Genomic DNA, 17,871 nt, shown 5'->3' with positions numbered 1-17,871 from the left:
CCCTCCCAGGAACATTCCATGAATACCGAAGGACTCACTGAAGTTGCCGTAAAAGAAGCTCAACCGGTGGTCGAGCAAATCACTGAAACCCCGCCGGAACTGGAGCCAGCGCCATCCGCGCCGGTGGCCGAAACCGCTGTGGCGGTGCCGGCGATTGCCATTCCCGGTCTGGATGACAGCAGCCTGTATATCCACCGTGAGCTTTCGCAATTGCAGTTCAACATCCGCGTGCTGGAACAAGCACTGGACGAGTCCTATCCATTGCTGGAGCGGCTGAAATTCCTGCTGATTTTCTCCAGCAACCTGGATGAATTCTTCGAAATTCGCGTGGCCGGCCTGAAAAAACAGATCACCTTCGCCCGTGAACAGGCCGGTGCCGATGGCCTGCAACCGCATCAAGCACTGGCGCGGATCAGCGAGCTGGTCCACGGCCACGTTGACCGCCAGTACGCAATCCTCAATGACATTCTGCTGCCGGAGCTGGAAAAACATCAGGTGCGCTTCATCCGTCGCCGTAACTGGACGGTCAAACTCAAGACCTGGGTACGCCGCTATTTCCGCGACGAGATTGCGCCGATCATCACCCCGATCGGCCTCGACCCGACGCACCCGTTCCCGTTGCTGGTGAACAAGAGCCTGAACTTCATCGTCGAGCTGGAAGGCATCGACGCCTTCGGTCGCGATTCCGGTCTGGCGATCATCCCGGCACCGCGCCTGCTGCCACGGATCATCAAGGTGCCGGAAGAAGTCGGCGGCCCGGGCGACAACTATGTGTTCCTGTCGTCGATGATCCACGCTCACGCCGATGACCTGTTCCAGGGCATGAAGGTGAAGGGCTGCTACCAGTTCCGTCTGACCCGAAACGCCGATCTGGCGCTCGACTCCGAAGATGTCGAAGACCTGGCCCGCGCGCTGCGTGGCGAGTTGTTCTCGCGTCGCTACGGTGATGCGGTGCGTCTGGAAGTCGCTGACACTTGCCCGAAACATCTCTCGGACTACTTGCTCAAACAGTTCAACCTGAGCGAGAGCGAGCTGTATCAGGTCAACGGCCCGGTCAACCTGACGCGGCTGTTCAGCATCACCGGCCTGGACAGCCACCCGGAGCTGCAATACACGCCGTTCACCCCGCAGATTCCGAAACTGCTGCAGAACAGCGAAAACATCTTCAGTGTGGTCAGCAAGCAGGACATCCTCTTGCTGCACCCCTTCGAGTCGTTCACCCCGGTGGTCGACCTGCTGCGCCAAGCCGCAAAAGACCCGCACGTTCTCGCTGTGCGCCAGACCCTGTACCGCTCCGGCGCCAACTCCGAGATCGTCGATGCGCTGGTGGATGCCGCGCGTAACGGCAAGGAAGTGACGGCGGTCATCGAGCTGCGCGCGCGGTTCGACGAAGAATCCAACCTGCAACTGGCCAGCCGTCTGCAGGCGGCCGGTGCGGTGGTGATCTACGGCGTGGTCGGCTTCAAGACCCACGCCAAGATGATGCTGATCCTGCGTCGCGAGGCCGGCGAGATCGTCCGCTACGCGCACCTCGGCACCGGTAACTACCACGCCGGTAACGCCAAGCTGTACACCGACTACAGTTTGCTGACCTCTGACGATGCCTTGTGCGAAGACGTCGGCAAACTGTTCAGCCAGTTGATCGGCATGGGCAAGACCCTGCGCATGAAAAAGCTGCTGCATGCGCCGTTTACCCTGAAAAAGGGCATGCTCGACATGATTGCCCGCGAGACCCAGTTCGCCGTCGAAGGCAAACCGGCGCACATCATCGCCAAGTTCAACTCGCTGACCGATCCGAAGATCATCCGCGCGCTGTACAAGGCCAGCCAGTCCGGTGTGCGCATCGATCTGGTGGTGCGCGGCATGTGCTGTCTGCGCCCGGGGATTGCCGGGGTTTCGCACAACATTCATGTGCGCTCGATCATTGGTCGCTTCCTGGAACACACCCGCGTGTTCTATTTCCTCAATGGCGGTGAAGAGCAGATGTTCCTCTCCAGCGCCGACTGGATGGAACGCAACCTCGACAAGCGCGTCGAGACTTGCTTCCCGGTCGAAGGCAAGAAACTGCTGACCCGCGTGAAGAAAGAGCTGGAGCTGTACCTGACCGACAACACCCACAGCTGGAGCCTGCAATCGGATGGCCGTTACATCCGCAACACGCCAACCGGCAACCAGAACCCGCGCAGCGCGCAGGCGACGTTGCTGGAACGCTTGGGTAGCCCGATCTTGCCGGTGAGCAGTTGAGGCCTTGAAGTCAAAAGCCCCTCACCCTAACCCTCTCCCAGAGGGAGAGGGGACTGACCGAGGTGTCTTGCGCTATACGCCGACCTGAGAAATCGAGACGAACTCAGGTTTGAACAGCCCTCAAATCAGCTCCCTCTACCTCGGGAGTGGGCTGGGGTGAGGGGGCAGGCCCGCCCCCCATCTCAAACAAACCCAATAAAAAAGGCGATCCCCATGGATCGCCTTTTTTGTACCTGTCATCCACACACCTGTAGGAGCTGCCGAAGGCTGCGATCTTTTGATCTTGATCCTGTAGAAACAAGATCAAAAGATCGCAGCCTGCGGCAGCTCCTACAGGGCGGATTTGCGGTGTATCAGTGGACGGTGAGGACGATGCCCACCCGTGTCAGCCAATCCGCTTCGAGACCGAAATCCGCCTGAGTCAGCTGATTCTCATCCAGCCAGTTCTCCGGGAATTCCACATCCAGGTTGTTGCCCTTCGCGCGCAACACCACCTGCGGCATCGCCTGCGTGCCACGAATGTGGTGGAACAGGATCGCAAAGCGCAGCAGCACGCACAGGCGAATCAGCTTGTCACCGTCATCACCGAAGTCGGCAAACTTGTCCTTGGGAATGTTGCGGCGATGGCCGCGCACCAATAGCGCGAGCATCTGTTGGTCTTCGCGGGAGAAGCCGGCGAGGTCGGAGTGCTCGATCAGGTAAGCGCCGTGCTTGTGGTAATGATAGTGGGCAATGTCGAGGCCGACTTCGTGCACTTTCGCTGCCCAGCCGAGGAGTTCGCGCCAGATACCGTCATCCAGTTCCCAGTCCGCCGCGACCTGATCAAACGCGTGCAAGGCTTTGCGCTCGACTCGCGCCGCCTGTTCCAGATCGACGTGGTAGCGCTCCATCAGCGAGGTCAGGGTGCGTTCGCGCACGTCTTCGTGATGATGGCGGCCGAGCAGATCGTAAAGTACGCCTTCACGGAGCGCGCCGTCGCAGTGATCCATGCGTTGCAGCTCGAGGGCATCGAAAATGGCTTCGAGAATCGCCAGGCCCGCCGGGAAAATGGTCCGGCGATCCGGTTTGATGCCTTCGAAATCGATCTTGTCGACATCACCGAGCTTGAACAGGCGACGCTTGAGCCAGGCCAGACCTTCGGCGTTCACTTCGCCAGTGCCATGGCCGCCGGCCTTCAGCGCCAGGCCGATCGCGCGGATGGTGCCCGAGGAGCCGATGGCTTCATCCCAGGTCAGCCGGTGCAGGGCGTGTTCGATGCTCATGATCTCCAGCCGCGCCGCCGTGTACGCCTGGGCATAGCGGGCCGGGGTGATCTTGCCGTCCTTGAAATAGCGCTGGGTGAAGCTGACGCAGCCCATTTGCAGGCTTTCGCGCAGCAGCGGCTCGAAGCGCTGGCCGATGATGAATTCGGTACTGCCGCCGCCGATGTCGGCCACCAGGCGTTTGCCCGGAGTGTCGGCGAGGGTGTGCGAGACGCCGAGGTAGATCAGGCGCGCCTCTTCACGGCCGGAGATGACTTCCACCGGGTGGCCGAGGATTTCTTCGGCGCGGTGGATGAATTCGAGGCGGTTGCGCGCTTCCCGCAAGGCGTTGGTGCCAACGATACGCACGGCGCCCAGCGGCATACCGTTGATCAGTTGGGCAAAGCGCTTGAGGCAATCGAGCCCGCGCTGCATCGATTCTTCGTTGAGCTTGCGCTCATCGTCGATGCCGGCGGCCAGCTGAACCTTCTCGCCGAGGCGCTCGAGAATGCGGATTTCGCCGTTCTGGGCCTTGGCCACGACCATGTGAAAGCTGTTGGAGCCCAGGTCGATTGCGGCGATCAGGGACAGATTCTTGGCTTGGGATTGCGGCATGGTCAGGGGGTCTCGGTCGATAACCTCGACATCGTGCCACGATCAAACGCTGGCGCCAACGCGCATGGTTCAAACCGTTGATTCAGCGCAGAAAGTCTTGAGGCCGCAGCCTGATCGTTCCCACGCTCTGCGTGGGAATGCCTCACCGGACGCTCTGCGTCCGCTTTTGGGACGCGGAGCGTCCCTGGCTGCATTCCCACGCGGAGCGTGGGAACGATCAGGATGAGGCAGATTCAGGCTGTCGCTTCGACGGTGCTAATAAAGTTCGCCAGCTCCGCCGTCTGCGGGTTGGCAAACAACACTTTCGGATCCCCCACCTCATGCACCTTGCCATGATGCATGAACACCAATTTGTCTCCCACCTCGCGGGCAAAGCGCATTTCGTGGGTGACCATGATCAGCGTCATGCCTTCCCTGGCCAATTGCCGAACCACGCTAAGCACTTCATTGACCAGTTCCGGGTCGAGCGCCGAGGTGATCTCGTCGCACAGCAAAACCTTCGGCGACATCGCCAGTGCCCGGGCAATCGCCACGCGCTGTTGCTGGCCGCCGGACAGCCGATCCGGGAAGGCATCGAATTTCTCGCCCAGACCGACCCGCTCCAGCATCTCGAGAGCCAGTTCCGCCGCTTTGGCCTTCGGCACTTTCTGCACCACTTGCGGCGCGAGCATGACGTTTTCACCCACGGTCAGGTGCGGGAACAGGTTGAACTGCTGAAAGACCATGCCGACCTTCTGCCGCAAGCTGCGCAGGTCGGCGCGGGCGGCGTCGAGGTATTCGCCATCGACTTCGATCACGCCGTCGTTGATTGACTCCAGGCCATTGAGGGTGCGCAGCAGGGTGGATTTGCCCGAGCCGCTGCGGCCGATGATCGCCACCACCTGGCCTTCCTCGACGCTGAGGTCGATGCCTTTTAGCACGTGGTGATCGCCGTAGTATTTATGCAGGGCGGAAATTCTAAGCAGAGGCATGCAGTCTCCTTTCCAGGTAGCGCGCACTGAGGGACAAGGGGTAGCAGAGCAGGAAGTAGCCGAGGGCGACGAGGCCGTAGACCATGAACGGTTCAAACGTAGCGTTGGCGAGCATGCCGCCGGTCTTGGTCAGCTCGGTGAAGCCGATGATCGAGGTCACGGCGGTGCCTTTGACCACTTGCACCGAGAAACCCACGGTCGGCGCCACGGCAATGCGCAGCGCTTGCGGCAGGATCACGTAGCGCAGTTGCTCCAAAGGATTGAGTGCCAGGCTCGCCGATGCCTCCCACTGGCCATTGGAGATCGACTCGACGCAACCGCGCCAGATCTCCGCCAGATAGGCACTGGTGAACAAGGTCAGGGCAATCGCTGCGGCCATCCACGGCGAAATTTCGATCCCGGCCAACGCCACGCCGAAGAACACCAGAAACAGTTGCATCAGCAGCGGCGTGCCTTGGAACAGTTCGATCCAGGTGCGGGCAATGCTGCTCGGCACAGGGCTTTTCGAAATGCGCATGATCAGGATCAGCAACCCGACGATCCCGCCGCCGATAAACGCCACCAGTGACAATGCCAGCGTCCATTGCAGGCCGGTGAGCAGGTTGCGCAGGATGTCCCAGAAGGTGAAATCGCTCATGTGCGGCTCCCGCTTCGACTGATGTAGCGGCGACCGATCCAGTTGAGCAACTGGCGGATCAGCAGTGCCATGCACAGGTAGATCAGTGTGGTCAGCGCGTAGGTTTCAAAGGCGCGGAAGTTGCGCGACTGAATGAAGTTGGCAGCGAAGCTGAGTTCTTCGGTGGCGATCTGCGAGCACACCGCCGAGCCGAGCATGACGATGATGATCTGACTACTCAGCGCCGGCCAGACCTTGCCCAGTGCCGGCAGCAGAACCACATGACGGAACGCCTCGAAGCGCGTCATCGCCAGCGCCGCTGCGGCTTCCAGCTGTCCGCGGGGGATTGCTTGAATACCCGCACGGATGATCTCGGTCGAATAGGCGCCAAGGTTGATCACCATCGCCAGCACCGCCGCTTGCCACTCGGAAATCTGCACGCCCAGCGACGGCAGGCCGAAGAAGATGAAGAACAACTGCACCAGAAACGGCGTGTTGCGGATCAACTCGACGTAGACGCCGAAAATTGCCGAGAACGGGCGGATGTTCCACGCCCGCACCAACGCCCCGACAATCCCGACGCCCACCCCAAGCAACGCGCCAATGGCCGTCAGCTCAAGGGTAAACAGCGCCCCGCGCAGCAACAGGTCGGTGTTTTCCACCACCGGCATGAAATCGAACTGATAAGCCATGAAGGTCTCCCGCGCAGTCGATCAGAGATCGGCCGGCAGCGGCTCTTTCAGCCAGGTCTGTGAATTCTTTTCCAGTGCGCCGTCAGCCTTGGCGGTGGTCAGAATGTCGTTGACCTTGGCCAGCAGCGCCGTTTCGTTCTTGTTGACGCCGACGTAGACCGGCGAATCCTTGAGCTTCACTTTCAGCGCCGGCACACGTTTCGGGTTCTTTTCGCTGATCGCGACCATGACCACGTTGCCGCTGGCGATCAGGTCGACTTGGCCGGCGAGGTAGGCGGCAATGGTCGAGTTGTTGTCTTCGAAGCGTTTGATGGTCACGCCTTCGGGGGCGACTTTGCTCAGTTCGATGTCCTCGATGGCGCCACGGGTGACGCTGATGGTCTTGCCCTTGAGGTCGTCGAGGCTGGTAATGGCGGCGTCTGGTGGGCCGAATACCGCAAGGTAGAACGGGGCGTAGGCGCGGGAGAAGTCGATGACTTTTTCGCGCTCAGGGTTTTTGCCGAGGCTGGAAATCACCAGGTCGACCTTGCCGGTGGTCAGGAACGGGATTCGGTTGGTGCTGTTGACCGGGGTCAGTTCAAGTTTGACCTTGAGCTGGTCGGCCAGCAGTTTCGCCGTGTCGATGTCCAGACCGCGGGGCTTCATGTCCGGACCGACCGAGCCGAATGGCGGGAAGTCCTGCGGCACGGCGACTTTCAGCGTGCCGCGTTTGACCACGTCGTCGAGGCCGTCGGCGTGGGCGGGGATCTGGCTAAGCAACAGGCTGGAAAACAGGGCGGCGAGGAGGGCGCGGTAACGCAGGGTCATGGCAAATCTCCGGATCGGCGGGAAGTGATTTCTGCGTTGGGACAGAGCATGCGCCGTGCCAATAGCCGATTTTCATCCCGGCAGGCCGCAGATTCAGCGGCTTTCTTCGGTCTTACTGGTCTGAACAGTCAGGTTGTTTTTCGCACTGCTATCGCGCATCGGTACGCAACACCGAACCCTGCTGGGGCACGACTTGCCGGACTCGGCGAATAGCTTTACAACTAGCCGCACATTGGCTCGGTGCGTCTGAAAAACCATGAACTCGATTTCCCGTGCAGTACCCGAAGTGGCGCTGCAAGCGATCCGCAAACTGATCAGCGAACAGGGCTTCGGCGCGGGCGATGCCTTGCCGTCGCAACGGGATCTGGCGCTGCAATTGGGCGTCAGCCGGGCGTCGTTGCGTGAAGCGCTATCGTCGCTGAGTGCGCTGGGCGTGGTCAGTATCCAGCCGGGCAAAGGCGTGTTCGTGCAGTCGCCAGTGGAGTTGTCGCGCGGCGATAGCGCGCCGGGGTGGTCGTTTGCGGCGCAGGCATCGCCGCTGGACATCTTTCAATTACGCTATGCGCTGGAAGGGTTTGCCGCAGGACTGGCTGCGGTGACCTTGAGCACGTTCGATCTGGATGCGCTGGAAGACAATGTCGCGGCCATGCGCGAGCAATTGAAGGCTGGCGACTTTGAGGCTGCGGCGAAACTCGACTTCGAGTTCCACCGACGGATCCTGCTGGCCAGCGGCAATCAAGCGATGCTGAGCATCCTCACGGCCAGCGCCGAGATGTTCCTGGAAAGCCAGAAACTACCGTTCATCCGTGCCGAACGCGCCATGGAAACCTGGCAGGAACACCGCAAGATCCTCCGCGCCCTCGCGCGCCGGGCGTCGGGTGCTGCGCAGAAAGCCATGCAGGAACACGTGCGCAACGCGGCCCTGCGCACTGGAATCTCCTTCATTGCCCCCGCCACGGCGTGACTTGAGCTATACCCAGACTCATCGAGTGCCATAGCAAGACTCAATCAACTGCGGCTTCCTGAACAGGGGAAGGGCGGCTATGATGGGCCACGTTTTTTTGCTTACAACCTGGAGAATTCCATGAGCAGCGATCTTATCAAACACGTCACCGACGCTAGCTTCGACGTTGACGTCCTCAAGGCCGAAGGCGCTGTCCTGGTCGATTACTGGGCTGAATGGTGCGGTCCTTGCAAAATGATCGCTCCGGTTCTGGACGAGATTGCCGAGACTTACAAAGGCAAGCTGACCGTTGCCAAACTGAACATCGACGAGAACCAGGAAACCCCGGCCAAGCATGGCGTACGTGGTATCCCGACCTTGATGCTGTTCAAGAACGGTGATGTCGCTGCGACCAAAGTCGGCGCCCTGTCGAAGTCGCAACTGGCTGCTTTCCTCGACGCCAACATCTAAGCGTCGCTGTAAAGTGCCCGAAAAAAAGCCTCGCAAATTGCGGGGCTTTTTGCGTATTCAGGGCTAGACGCTCTGAAACTCAGGTGGTACATTCGGCCCCGCACTGGTTTCTCCACTGCCCCCTGCTAGCCGTCGCCGACGCACTCCTTTTCGAATAAGTACGCGATCCTGTCGCCTTCTCCGCGGCGCGGCCTCATTAAGCCAAAAGCTTAATTTCCCCCCTCCATAAATGATTACGTCATTCCTATATGAATCTGACTGAACTCAAGCAAAAGCCGATTACCGAACTGCTCGAATTGGCCGAACAGATGGGCATAGAAAATATGGCCCGTTCGCGCAAGCAGGACGTGATTTTCTCCCTGCTGAAAAAGCACGCGAAAAGCGGCGAGGAAATCTCCGGTGATGGCGTGCTGGAGATTCTCCAGGACGGCTTCGGCTTCCTGCGCTCCGCTGACGCTTCCTACCTGGCTGGCCCGGACGACATCTACGTCTCGCCAAGCCAGATCCGCCGCTTCAACTTGCGCACCGGTGACACCATCGTTGGCAAGATCCGCCCTCCGAAGGAAGGCGAGCGGTATTTCGCCCTGCTCAAGGTCGACACGATCAACTTCGATCGTCCCGAGAACGCGAAAAACAAGATTCTTTTCGAGAACCTGACTCCGCTGTTCCCGACCGTACGCATGAAGATGGAAGCCGGTAACGGTTCCACCGAAGACTTGACCGGTCGTGTGATCGATCTGTGCGCTCCGATCGGCAAAGGTCAGCGCGGTCTGATCGTTGCACCGCCGAAAGCCGGTAAGACGATCATGCTGCAGAACATCGCGGCGAACATCGCACGTAACAACCCTGAAGTTCACCTGATCGTGCTGCTGATCGACGAGCGTCCGGAAGAAGTGACCGAAATGCAGCGCACCGTGCGCGGCGAAGTGGTTGCCTCGACTTTCGACGAGCCGCCGACCCGTCACGTGCAAGTGGCCGAAATGGTGATCGAGAAGGCCAAGCGCCTGGTCGAACACAAGAAAGACGTGGTGATCCTGCTCGACTCCATCACCCGTCTGGCCCGTGCCTACAACACCGTGATCCCGAGCTCCGGCAAGGTACTGACCGGTGGTGTCGATGCTCACGCTCTCGAGAAGCCAAAGCGTTTCTTCGGTGCGGCACGTAACATCGAAGAAGGCGGCTCGCTGACCATTATCGCCACCGCGCTGGTTGAAACCGGCTCGAAGATGGACGAAGTGATCTACGAAGAGTTCAAGGGTACAGGCAACATGGAACTGCCTCTGGATCGCAAGATCGCCGAGAAGCGCGTGTTCCCGGCCATCAACATCAACCGCTCCGGCACCCGCCGCGAAGAGTTGCTGACGGCTGACGACGAGCTGCAGCGCATGTGGATTCTGCGCAAGCTGCTGCACCCGATGGACGAAGTTGCTGCCATCGAGTTCCTGGTCGACAAGCTGAAAACGACCAAGACCAACGACGAGTTCTTCCTGTCGATGAAGCGCAAGTAACATCGCAGGCTGAGCCGGTAAAAATGGCGTCCCCACGGGGGCGCCATTTTTTTGCGTGGATTTTGTCCGGGCAATGGGACGTTAGCGATCTGGTAAGGTCTGTGCCTTGCAGAATGGGCAACAGCGTACGTGACCGTTTCCAGACAAGAGAATCAGGCTGTACAAATAATAACCAATTGATTGGCATTAAAGATTTATGAGCACACTCGCTTATCGAAGGGATATCGACGGCTTGCGGGCAGTCGCGGTCATCGCCGTGGTGCTGTTCCACTTTGGCGTCCCGGGGTTTACCGGCGGTTTTGTCGGCGTGGACGTATTCTTCGTGATTTCCGGCTACCTCATCACCTCGATCATCTGGAACCAGCGTCAGGCTGGGCGTTTCAGCTTTGTCGAATTCTGGGCACGCCGTGCGCGGCGGATTCTGCCAGCGCTGTTTGCGATGATCATTGCGGTGCTGGCGGTGGGCTGGTTCCTGATGGCGCCCAAGGATTACGAAGAGCTGGGGCGCTCGGTGCGCTATCAAGTGCTGTTCGTCTCGAACATCCTGTTCATGCGTCAGGACGGCTATTTCGACGTTGCCTCTGATCTCAAACCGATGTTGCACACTTGGTCGCTGGCGGTTGAAGAGCAGTTCTACATTATCTTCCCGCTGTTGCTGACCTTGCTGTCGAGCCGCTTGAAACACTGGCGGCTGGCGCTGTTTGGCGTACTGCTGGTGTCCTTCGGCCTGAGCGTCTGGGCGGTCAGTCACCATCCTGAGAAAGCTTTCTTTCTGCTGCCGATGCGCGCTTGGGAACTGTTGGCCGGGGCCATGCTGGCGGTCGCGCCGAAGCACGCCTGGTGCCTGAAACCAATGGCCGCGCAATGGCTGAGCCTGCTCGGCATGGGCCTGATCCTGCTGGCGGTGTTCGGCTACGACAATGCCACGCCATTCCCGGGTGCGGCGGCGCTGCTGCCGGTACTCGGCGTGGTGCTGCTGATTTTTGCCAACGGTCATCGCGAGACGGTGGTTGGTCAATTTCTGAGCAGCAAAGTGATGGTCGGTTTCGGCCTGATCTCCTATTCCTGGTACTTGTGGCACTGGCCGGTGTTCGTATTCTCCAGCTACGCCAGTATCGAAGAGACCAGTGCGCTGGACAGCGCCGGCCTGATCCTGCTGACGCTGGTGCTGGGTTACCTGTCGTGGAAATTCATCGAAACGCCGTTCCGCGAGCGTCGGTTGCTCGCCGGTCGTCGGCCGATTCTGCTCGCCGGTGCTCTGGGTGTGCTGGTGCTGGCGCTGGCCGGACAAACCCTGCGCTGGACCGATGGCTTGCCGTGGCGCCTGTCTGATCAGGCCCTGCAATACGCCCGAGGTCACGATTGGCGGCCGGAGTTGATGGCCTGTCTGGCGGACGACAAGACGCCCGACGACAAGTTGTTCTGTCATTTTGGCGTTGCCAATCTGCCTGCGCAGGCGATGGTCTGGGGCGACAGTCATGCGACGGCGCTGATTCCGGTGTTCGACGACGGTGCGAAGGCTCACGATGTCAGCGTGATTCTCGCCAGTTCCCCCGGCTGCATTCCGGTGGAGGGTCTGGAGCATGGTCCGGTGTGTGCGCATTTCAACCGCCGCATCGAGCAGGCGCTGAAAGAGAAAACCGTCAGCGATGTGGTGCTGGTCGCGCGCTGGAGTCTGTACATCTATGGTGACGCCAATGGCGACCTGGGCCACGTCTTGAGAACTCCCGACGGTCGTTACGATCGTGCGGCGGCCGAGCAGCGTCTGGCCGATGGCCTGCGTGCGCGGGTTGCACAATTACGTGCCAGCGGACATCGCGTCTGGCTGGTCAAAGAGGCGCCGTTACAGCCGTTCAGCCCGCCGTATCGCCTGACGCGACTGGCGATGCTGGATCGTTCGGTCGAGGGCGTTGGCCAACAGGTTGCCGTCCACCACGAACGTCAGGTGTTCATCAGTCAGTTGTTCGCTGAGTTGGGCAAAGACCCGGCGGTGCATGTGGTCGACCCGGCACCACGGCTGTGTGATGAGCGCGGTCTGTGTCACGCCGAACTCGAGGGCTACTCGCTGTACACCGACGACAATCACCTCTCGGAGGTTGGCGCGCGGCTGGTAGCACCGATCATGGAACCGTTGTTCATCAACCTGCAGAGCCGGGAAAACCCCGGCAAGGCCTGGACGAATGCAGCCAAGTAAGCAGCGACAGGCTGCCACAGGGCTGCAGAGCAGGTAGGATGTACGCCTATTTTGAGGGTGCCATCGTCAATGAAATTCAAGGATCTTCGGGATTTCGTGCAGCAGCTTGAGCAGCGCGGAGAGTTGAAACGCATCCAGATTCCCGTCTCGCCGGTGCTGGAGATGACTGAGGTGTGTGACCGCACGCTGCGGGCCAAGGGCCCGGCGCTGCTGTTCGAGAAGCCAACCGGCTACGACATTCCGGTGCTCGGCAACCTGTTCGGCACGCCTGAACGGGTGGCCATGGGCATGGGCGCCGAGTCGGTCAGCGAGTTGCGCGAAATCGGCAAGCTGCTGGCGTTCCTCAAGGAACCCGAGCCGCCGAAGGGCTTGAAAGATGCGTGGTCGAAGCTACCGATCTTCCGCAAGATCATCTCGATGGCGCCGAAAGTCGTTAAAGATGCGGTGTGCCAGGAAGTGGTCATCGAGGGCGACGACGTCGACCTGGCGATGCTGCCGGTACAGACCTGCTGGCCTGGCGACGTCGGTCCGCTGATCACTTGGGGCCTGACCGTCACCAAAGGCCCGAACAAGGAACGCCAGAACCTCGGTATCTACCGTCAGCAAGTGATCGGCCGCAACAAGGTGATCATGCGCTGGCTCAGCCACCGTGGCGGCGCGCTGGACTATCGCGAATGGTGCGAGAAGCATCCGGGGCAGCCGTTCCCGGTGTCCGTGGCCCTCGGCGCGGATCCGGCGACCATTCTCGGCGCCGTGACGCCGGTGCCGGACAGCCTCTCCGAATACGCTTTCGCCGGCCTGTTGCGCGGTAATCGCACCGAACTGGTCAAGTGCCGTGGCAACGACCTGCAAGTGCCGGCCACTGCCGAGATCATCCTCGAAGGCGTGATCCATCCCGGCGAAATGGCTGACGAAGGCCCGTACGGCGACCACACTGGCTACTACAACGAAGTCGACAGCTTCCCGGTGTTCACCGTCGAACGCATCACCCACCGGATCAAGCCGATCTACCACAGCACCTACACCGGCCGTCCGCCAGATGAACCGGCGATTCTCGGTGTAGCGCTGAACGAAGTGTTCGTGCCGATCCTGCAGAAGCAGTTCCCGGAGATCACTGACTTCTACCTGCCGCCGGAAGGCTGCTCGTACCGCATGGCCATCGTGACCATGAAGAAGTCGTATCCGGGGCATGCCAAGCGCGTGATGCTCGGTGTCTGGTCGTTTTTGCGACAGTTCATGTACACCAAGTTCGTTATCGTCACCGACGACGATATCAATGCCCGCGACTGGAACGACGTGATCTGGGCCATCACCACGCGCATGGACCCCAAGCGCGACACGGTGATGATCGATAACACGCCGATCGACTACCTCGACTTCGCCTCGCCGATTTCTGGCCTGGGTTCGAAAATGGGCCTCGATGCTACCCACAAGTGGCCGGGTGAAACCACTCGCGAGTGGGGCCGTGTGATCGTCAAGGACGACGCCGTCACCCAACGGATCGATGCCATCTGGAATCAGTTAGGAATAGATTGATGCGTGTAACCCTGCAGCCCTCCGGAGCAGTGCTCGAGATACAGCCCGGTGAGCGGATTCTCGATGGTGCGCGGCGCCTGGGCTACGAATGCCCGCAAAGCTGCCGCAACGGCAATTGTCACGTGTGTGCGGCGCTGCTGGTTGAAGGGCGCGTCGAACAGGCCGGCAAGGTGCATGACCACGGCGAGTTCTACACTTGCATAGCCGAGCCGCTGGAAGACTGCATCCTGCTGTGGGATGGCGTGCTCGCGCTGGGAGAACTGCCAGTGCGCAGCCTGTCGTGTCAGGTCATTGAATGCCGGGACGTCGGTGGCGATACCTGGCGCGTGCGCCTGCGTGCGCCGGCGGGCAAGCCACCGCGTTATCACGCTGGACAATACTTGATGATCGAACGCGAGAGCGGCGAAAAGTCGGCGTTCTCCATGGCCTCGGCACCGCACGGCGGGCGTGATCTGGAAATCCACGTGTTGGCGCGCGAAGCCAGTGCACTGAGCCTGATTGAACAGCTGCAACGCAACGCCATGGTGCGTGTCGAGCTGCCGTTCGGCGACACCCATCTGGCCGAGTTGCCTGACGGGCCGCTGGTACTGGTTGCCGCTGGCACCGGGATGGGGCAGATTCACGCGCTGATCGAACACTGCCGCGCCAATGGCTTCAAGCATCCCGTGCATCTGTACTGGGGCGTGCGCCGTCCGGAAGACTTCTATGAAATCGAACATTGGGACGAATGGCTGAAGTTGCCCAACCTGTTCCTGCACAAGATCGTCAGCGATCAATGCAGCTGGGAAGGGCGCTGCGGCATGTTGCACGAGGCGGTCTGTGAAGACTTCCCCGATCTGAAACCCTTGCACGTCTACGCCAGCGGCTCGCCGGCGATGGTCTACGGCACGCTGGACGCATTGGTTGAGGCGGGGATGGACGCTCATCAAATGCGCGCCGATGTATTTGCCTACGCGCCGCGCTCTTGAGCCGCGCTCTTGAGCCGTTATAACTCTCTATATAGCCGATCGGTATTTATGTAATTGCATAAATACCGCTAGGTTATATATCAATCAGGCAATCAATTAAGAACTGTGCCATGGCACTTAAATTGCCTTAAAACATATGTGCCTTATTGTTACAGCGGTGCGTTCTATTAAGTAATTCTTTACCCGCGGGGAGCTGAACGCTATTCGCCATGAGCGCCATTGAAAACGCTTTTCTGAATTTGAATTACCCTCCGCGGCTCGATCTTGGGCCGCAGCTGACGCACGAACAACTTCTCGCTTCCATGCAATCGACCATGGCGCGCCACAAGGGCGGGCCGGTGTGGCTGTTCGCCTATGGTTCGTTGATCTGGCGGCCTGAGTGTTCGGCGGTGGAGCGCGTGCGCGGACGTGTGCACGGCTACCATCGCGGCTTGTATCTGTGGTCGCACGAGCACCGGGGTACCCCGGAAATGCCGGGGCTGGTGTTTGGTCTGGATCGCGGCGGTTCGTGCAGTGGCTTCGCTTATCGCTTGCCGGAAGACAATCTCGACGCTGCGCTGTACGCGCTGTGGAAACGCGAGATGCCGGTGCCATCCTATCGGCCACACTGGCTCAACTGCCGTCTCGCCGATGGTAGCCAGGTGCAGGCCTTGGGATTTGTGTTGGAGCGACACCTGCCCAGCTATGCCGGCAACTTGCCGGATCACGTGCTGAGCCAGGTGTTCGAAAGCGCCAGCGGGCGTTACGGCACCACTCGCGATTATGTCGAGCAGACCGCACACGCCCTGCGCAGCCACGCCATGCCAGACCGCAATCTGGAGGCGCGGCTCAAGCGCTGTAAATCATCAAGCGATCAAGCGACCGCTTCACGACTCTGACTCGCGACATTCTTGTGTCGCAGGGTCGGGGCCAGGAAGGCCATCGCCAGCAGGCAAGCGCCCACCAGTAGCACGAAACCACCGTCCCAGCCGAAATGGTCCACGGTGTAGCCCATCGCCGCACTGGCCGCGACCGAACCCCCCAGATAACCGAACAGACCGGTGAAACCCGCAGCAGTGCCAGCGGCTTTCTTCGGTGCCAGCTCCAGCGCTTGCAAGCCGATCAACATCACCGGGCCGTAGATCAGGAAGCCGATCGACAGCAGGGCGATCATGTCGACCATCGGGTTGCCGGCCGGATTCAGCCAGTAAACCAGCGTCGCAACGGTCACCAGCGCCATGAACACCATGCCGGTCAGGCCACGGTTGCCACGGAAGATCTTGTCCGACATCCAGCCGCACAGCAGCGTGCCCGGAATACCCGCCCACTCGTAGAAGAAATAGGCCCACGAGGTTTTATCCACGGTGAAACCCTTGGCTTCCTTCAGGTAGGTCGGCGCCCAGTCCAGCACGCCGTAGCGCAGCAGATAAACGAAAACGTTGGCCAGCGCGATGTACCAGAGCATTTTGTTGCGCAGCACGTATTTGACGAAGATTTCCTTGGCGCTGAATTCGTCTTCGTGGCTGGAATCGTAGCCTTCCGGGTAATCGTTCTTGTACTTCTCGATCGGCGGCAGGCCAACCGATTGTGGGGTGTCGCGCATGGTGATGAACGCAAATACCGCTACGCCCAGCGCCACGGCTGCCGGTACGTAGAAGGCGGCGTGCCAGTCGTTGAACAGGCCCATGCCAATCAGGAACAACGGGCCGATCAGGCCGCCGCCGACGTTGTGCGCCACGTTCCACACGGACACCACGCCGCCCCGTTCCTTCTGCGACCACCAGTGCACCATGGTCCGCCCACTTGGCGGCCAACCCATGCCTTGGGCCCAGCCGTTGATGAACAGCAGGATGAACATCATGGTCACGCTGGACGTCGCCCAAGGCGCGAAACCGAACACGAACATTACCCCCGCCGAGACCAGCAGGCCGAACGGCAGAAAGAAGCGCGGATTGGAACGGTCGGACACCAGGCCCATGAGGAATTTCGACAAGCCATACGCGATGGCGATGGCCGACATCGCCAGACCCAGATCACCGCGGCTGTAGCCTTCGTCGATCAGGTACGGCATGGCCAGGGAGAAGTTTTTGCGCAGCAGGTAGTAACCCGCGTAACCGATGAAAATACCGGCGAAGATCTGCCAGCGCAGGCGTCGGTACGTGCTGTCTATTTTTTCTTCAGGCAATGGAGCCTGATGTGCGGCAGGACGAAAGAAAGCAAACATTCAAGAGCTCCAGATTTCTTGTTTTGACTGCGGATGCGAATGTTACAGTTTCGTTACCGAAAATAGCACCGGTTCGCATCGAGCAAATAGCGGAAAATGTTGGAAGTCGCGCGTTCTTTTACGAACCTGTCGCTCAGCTGTAAGAACGCGGCGTTTTTGTAGTGGTCGAGGCGTTGTGTCTTAGACTCGCGATCAATCCACCGACTGATCGCGCAGAGATAAATGATGGCCCCGATGATTCGCAGGTTATTGCCCCGATTGCTGATGGTGGTCGCCGTTACCGTTTCGGTTCTGGCGCTGAGTTTTGCTCAGGGATCTGGCGGATCGGGGCTGCGCAATGTCACCGTGCTGATCGTCCGTCATGCGGAAAAACCGGACGTGGGCCGAGAGCTCAATGCCCAAGGTCAACAGCGCGCTGCCGCCTACGCCGACTATTTCACTGCGCTGAAACTGCGCGACGAAACACTGACCCCGCAACGCCTGATCGCCACCGCTGACAGCGCGCAAAGCATCCGTCCCCGTCAGACGCTGATGCCGCTGGCGCAACGCCTGCAACTGCCCATCGAACAGCCATTCGCCAATAACGACGTCGACAAACTGGTCAGCCTGCTACGCAAGGACAATCAGGCGAAAACCGTGCTGATCGCCTGGCACCATGGCCATATCAACAAACTCATAGCCGCATTCGGCGGCAACGGCCCGGCACTGATCGGCCAGCCGAAATGGCCGGTGGATGTTTATGACTGGCTGATTGTTTTGCACTTCGACGACAAGGGGCAGTTGATTGAGTCGCGTAGTGAGAAGGTGCAGGAGCAACTGATGCCGGGCGATGTTGCGGGGTCGCCCGGCAATTGAAGCGTTT

At 60.0% G+C, this 17,871-nt stretch carries 15 protein-coding genes; 9 read left to right on the top strand and 6 right to left on the bottom strand.

Annotation, left to right across the window (positions count from 1 at the left end; genetic code table 11):
* The first annotated feature begins 18 nt into the window (after window positions 1-18).
* Window positions 19-2,244, top strand: a complete 2,226-nt coding sequence (ppk1, locus tag AK821_RS09880) for a polyphosphate kinase 1 (RefSeq protein ID WP_064389500.1) — start codon at window positions 19-21, stop codon at window positions 2,242-2,244.
* A gap of 353 nt (window positions 2,245-2,597) precedes the next feature.
* Here the strand turns inward: ppk1 and ppx are convergent, their stop codons facing one another.
* The 5 genes from ppx to AK821_RS09855 form a co-directional block, all read right to left on the bottom strand.
* On the bottom strand, window positions 2,598-4,100 hold the full coding sequence (ppx, locus tag AK821_RS09875) for an exopolyphosphatase (RefSeq protein WP_064389499.1): 1,503 nt from the start codon (window positions 4,098-4,100) through the stop codon (window positions 2,598-2,600).
* Window positions 4,101-4,333: 233 nt separating this feature from the next.
* The gene (locus AK821_RS09870) at window positions 4,334-5,071 is read right to left on the bottom strand and encodes an amino acid ABC transporter ATP-binding protein (protein WP_064389498.1); all 738 of its coding nucleotides are present in this window, start codon (window positions 5,069-5,071) and stop codon (window positions 4,334-4,336) included.
* A complete protein-coding gene (locus tag AK821_RS09865; RefSeq protein ID WP_064389497.1) occupies window positions 5,058-5,708 on the bottom strand; it encodes an amino acid ABC transporter permease in 651 nt (216 codons plus the stop codon). The genes AK821_RS09870 and AK821_RS09865 overlap by 14 nt, the downstream gene beginning before the upstream one ends.
* Window positions 5,705-6,379 (bottom strand): amino acid ABC transporter permease, encoded by a 675-nt coding sequence (locus tag AK821_RS09860; protein WP_064389496.1) that lies wholly within the window; start codon window positions 6,377-6,379, stop codon window positions 5,705-5,707. The genes AK821_RS09865 and AK821_RS09860 overlap by 4 nt, the downstream gene beginning before the upstream one ends.
* A gap of 21 nt (window positions 6,380-6,400) precedes the next feature.
* Window positions 6,401-7,186: a transporter substrate-binding domain-containing protein gene (locus AK821_RS09855; protein ID WP_064389495.1), complete on the bottom strand. Its 786-nt coding sequence runs from the start codon at window positions 7,184-7,186 to the stop codon at window positions 6,401-6,403.
* A 256-nt stretch (window positions 7,187-7,442) separates the two neighbouring features.
* Between AK821_RS09855 and AK821_RS09850 the strand changes: the two genes are divergently transcribed.
* The 7 genes from AK821_RS09850 to AK821_RS09820 all read left to right on the top strand — a co-directional run bounded on the left by AK821_RS09850 (window position 7,443) and on the right by AK821_RS09820 (window position 15,684).
* Complete coding sequence (locus AK821_RS09850; RefSeq protein ID WP_064389494.1) at window positions 7,443-8,150, top strand: FadR/GntR family transcriptional regulator; 708 nt, start codon at window positions 7,443-7,445, stop codon at window positions 8,148-8,150.
* 120 nt (window positions 8,151-8,270) lie between these two features.
* Window positions 8,271-8,600, top strand: a complete 330-nt coding sequence (gene trxA / locus AK821_RS09845; RefSeq protein WP_064389493.1) for a thioredoxin TrxA — start codon at window positions 8,271-8,273, stop codon at window positions 8,598-8,600.
* Between the two features lie 248 nt (window positions 8,601-8,848).
* Entirely contained in the window at window positions 8,849-10,108 is a 1,260-nt protein-coding gene (gene rho, locus AK821_RS09840) for a transcription termination factor Rho (RefSeq protein WP_003229334.1), read from the top strand.
* Window positions 10,109-10,304: 196 nt separating this feature from the next.
* Window positions 10,305-12,302 (top strand): acyltransferase family protein, encoded by a 1,998-nt coding sequence (locus AK821_RS09835; RefSeq protein WP_064389492.1) that lies wholly within the window; start codon window positions 10,305-10,307, stop codon window positions 12,300-12,302.
* Between the two features lie 69 nt (window positions 12,303-12,371).
* Entirely contained in the window at window positions 12,372-13,838 is a 1,467-nt protein-coding gene (gene ubiD, locus AK821_RS09830; protein ID WP_034151998.1) for a 4-hydroxy-3-polyprenylbenzoate decarboxylase, read from the top strand.
* Window positions 13,838-14,806: a CDP-6-deoxy-delta-3,4-glucoseen reductase gene (locus AK821_RS09825; protein WP_064389491.1), complete on the top strand. Its 969-nt coding sequence runs from the start codon at window positions 13,838-13,840 to the stop codon at window positions 14,804-14,806. Before ubiD ends, AK821_RS09825 begins: the two co-directional genes overlap by 1 nt.
* 209 nt (window positions 14,807-15,015) lie before the next feature.
* Window positions 15,016-15,684, top strand: a complete 669-nt coding sequence (locus AK821_RS09820; RefSeq protein ID WP_064389490.1) for a gamma-glutamylcyclotransferase — start codon at window positions 15,016-15,018, stop codon at window positions 15,682-15,684.
* Here the strand turns inward: AK821_RS09820 and glpT are convergent.
* Complete coding sequence (gene glpT / locus AK821_RS09815) at window positions 15,660-17,009, bottom strand: glycerol-3-phosphate transporter (RefSeq protein WP_064389489.1); 1,350 nt, start codon at window positions 17,007-17,009, stop codon at window positions 15,660-15,662. The genes AK821_RS09820 and glpT overlap by 25 nt on opposite strands.
* 225 nt (window positions 17,010-17,234) lie before the next feature.
* On the opposite strand from glpT, the gene AK821_RS09810 reads away from it, so the two are divergent.
* Window positions 17,235-17,864 (top strand): flagellar basal body-associated protein FliL, encoded by a 630-nt coding sequence (locus AK821_RS09810; RefSeq protein ID WP_064389488.1) that lies wholly within the window; start codon window positions 17,235-17,237, stop codon window positions 17,862-17,864.
* Window positions 17,865-17,871: the final 7 nt, after the last annotated feature.

This window comes from Pseudomonas sp. RIT-PI-r (genome assembly GCF_001297015.1).
Taxonomy (GTDB): Bacteria; Pseudomonadota; Gammaproteobacteria; order Pseudomonadales; family Pseudomonadaceae; genus Aquipseudomonas.
Note: the sequence above shows the minus strand (reverse complement) of the source record. Positions and strands in the feature narration are given on the sequence as shown.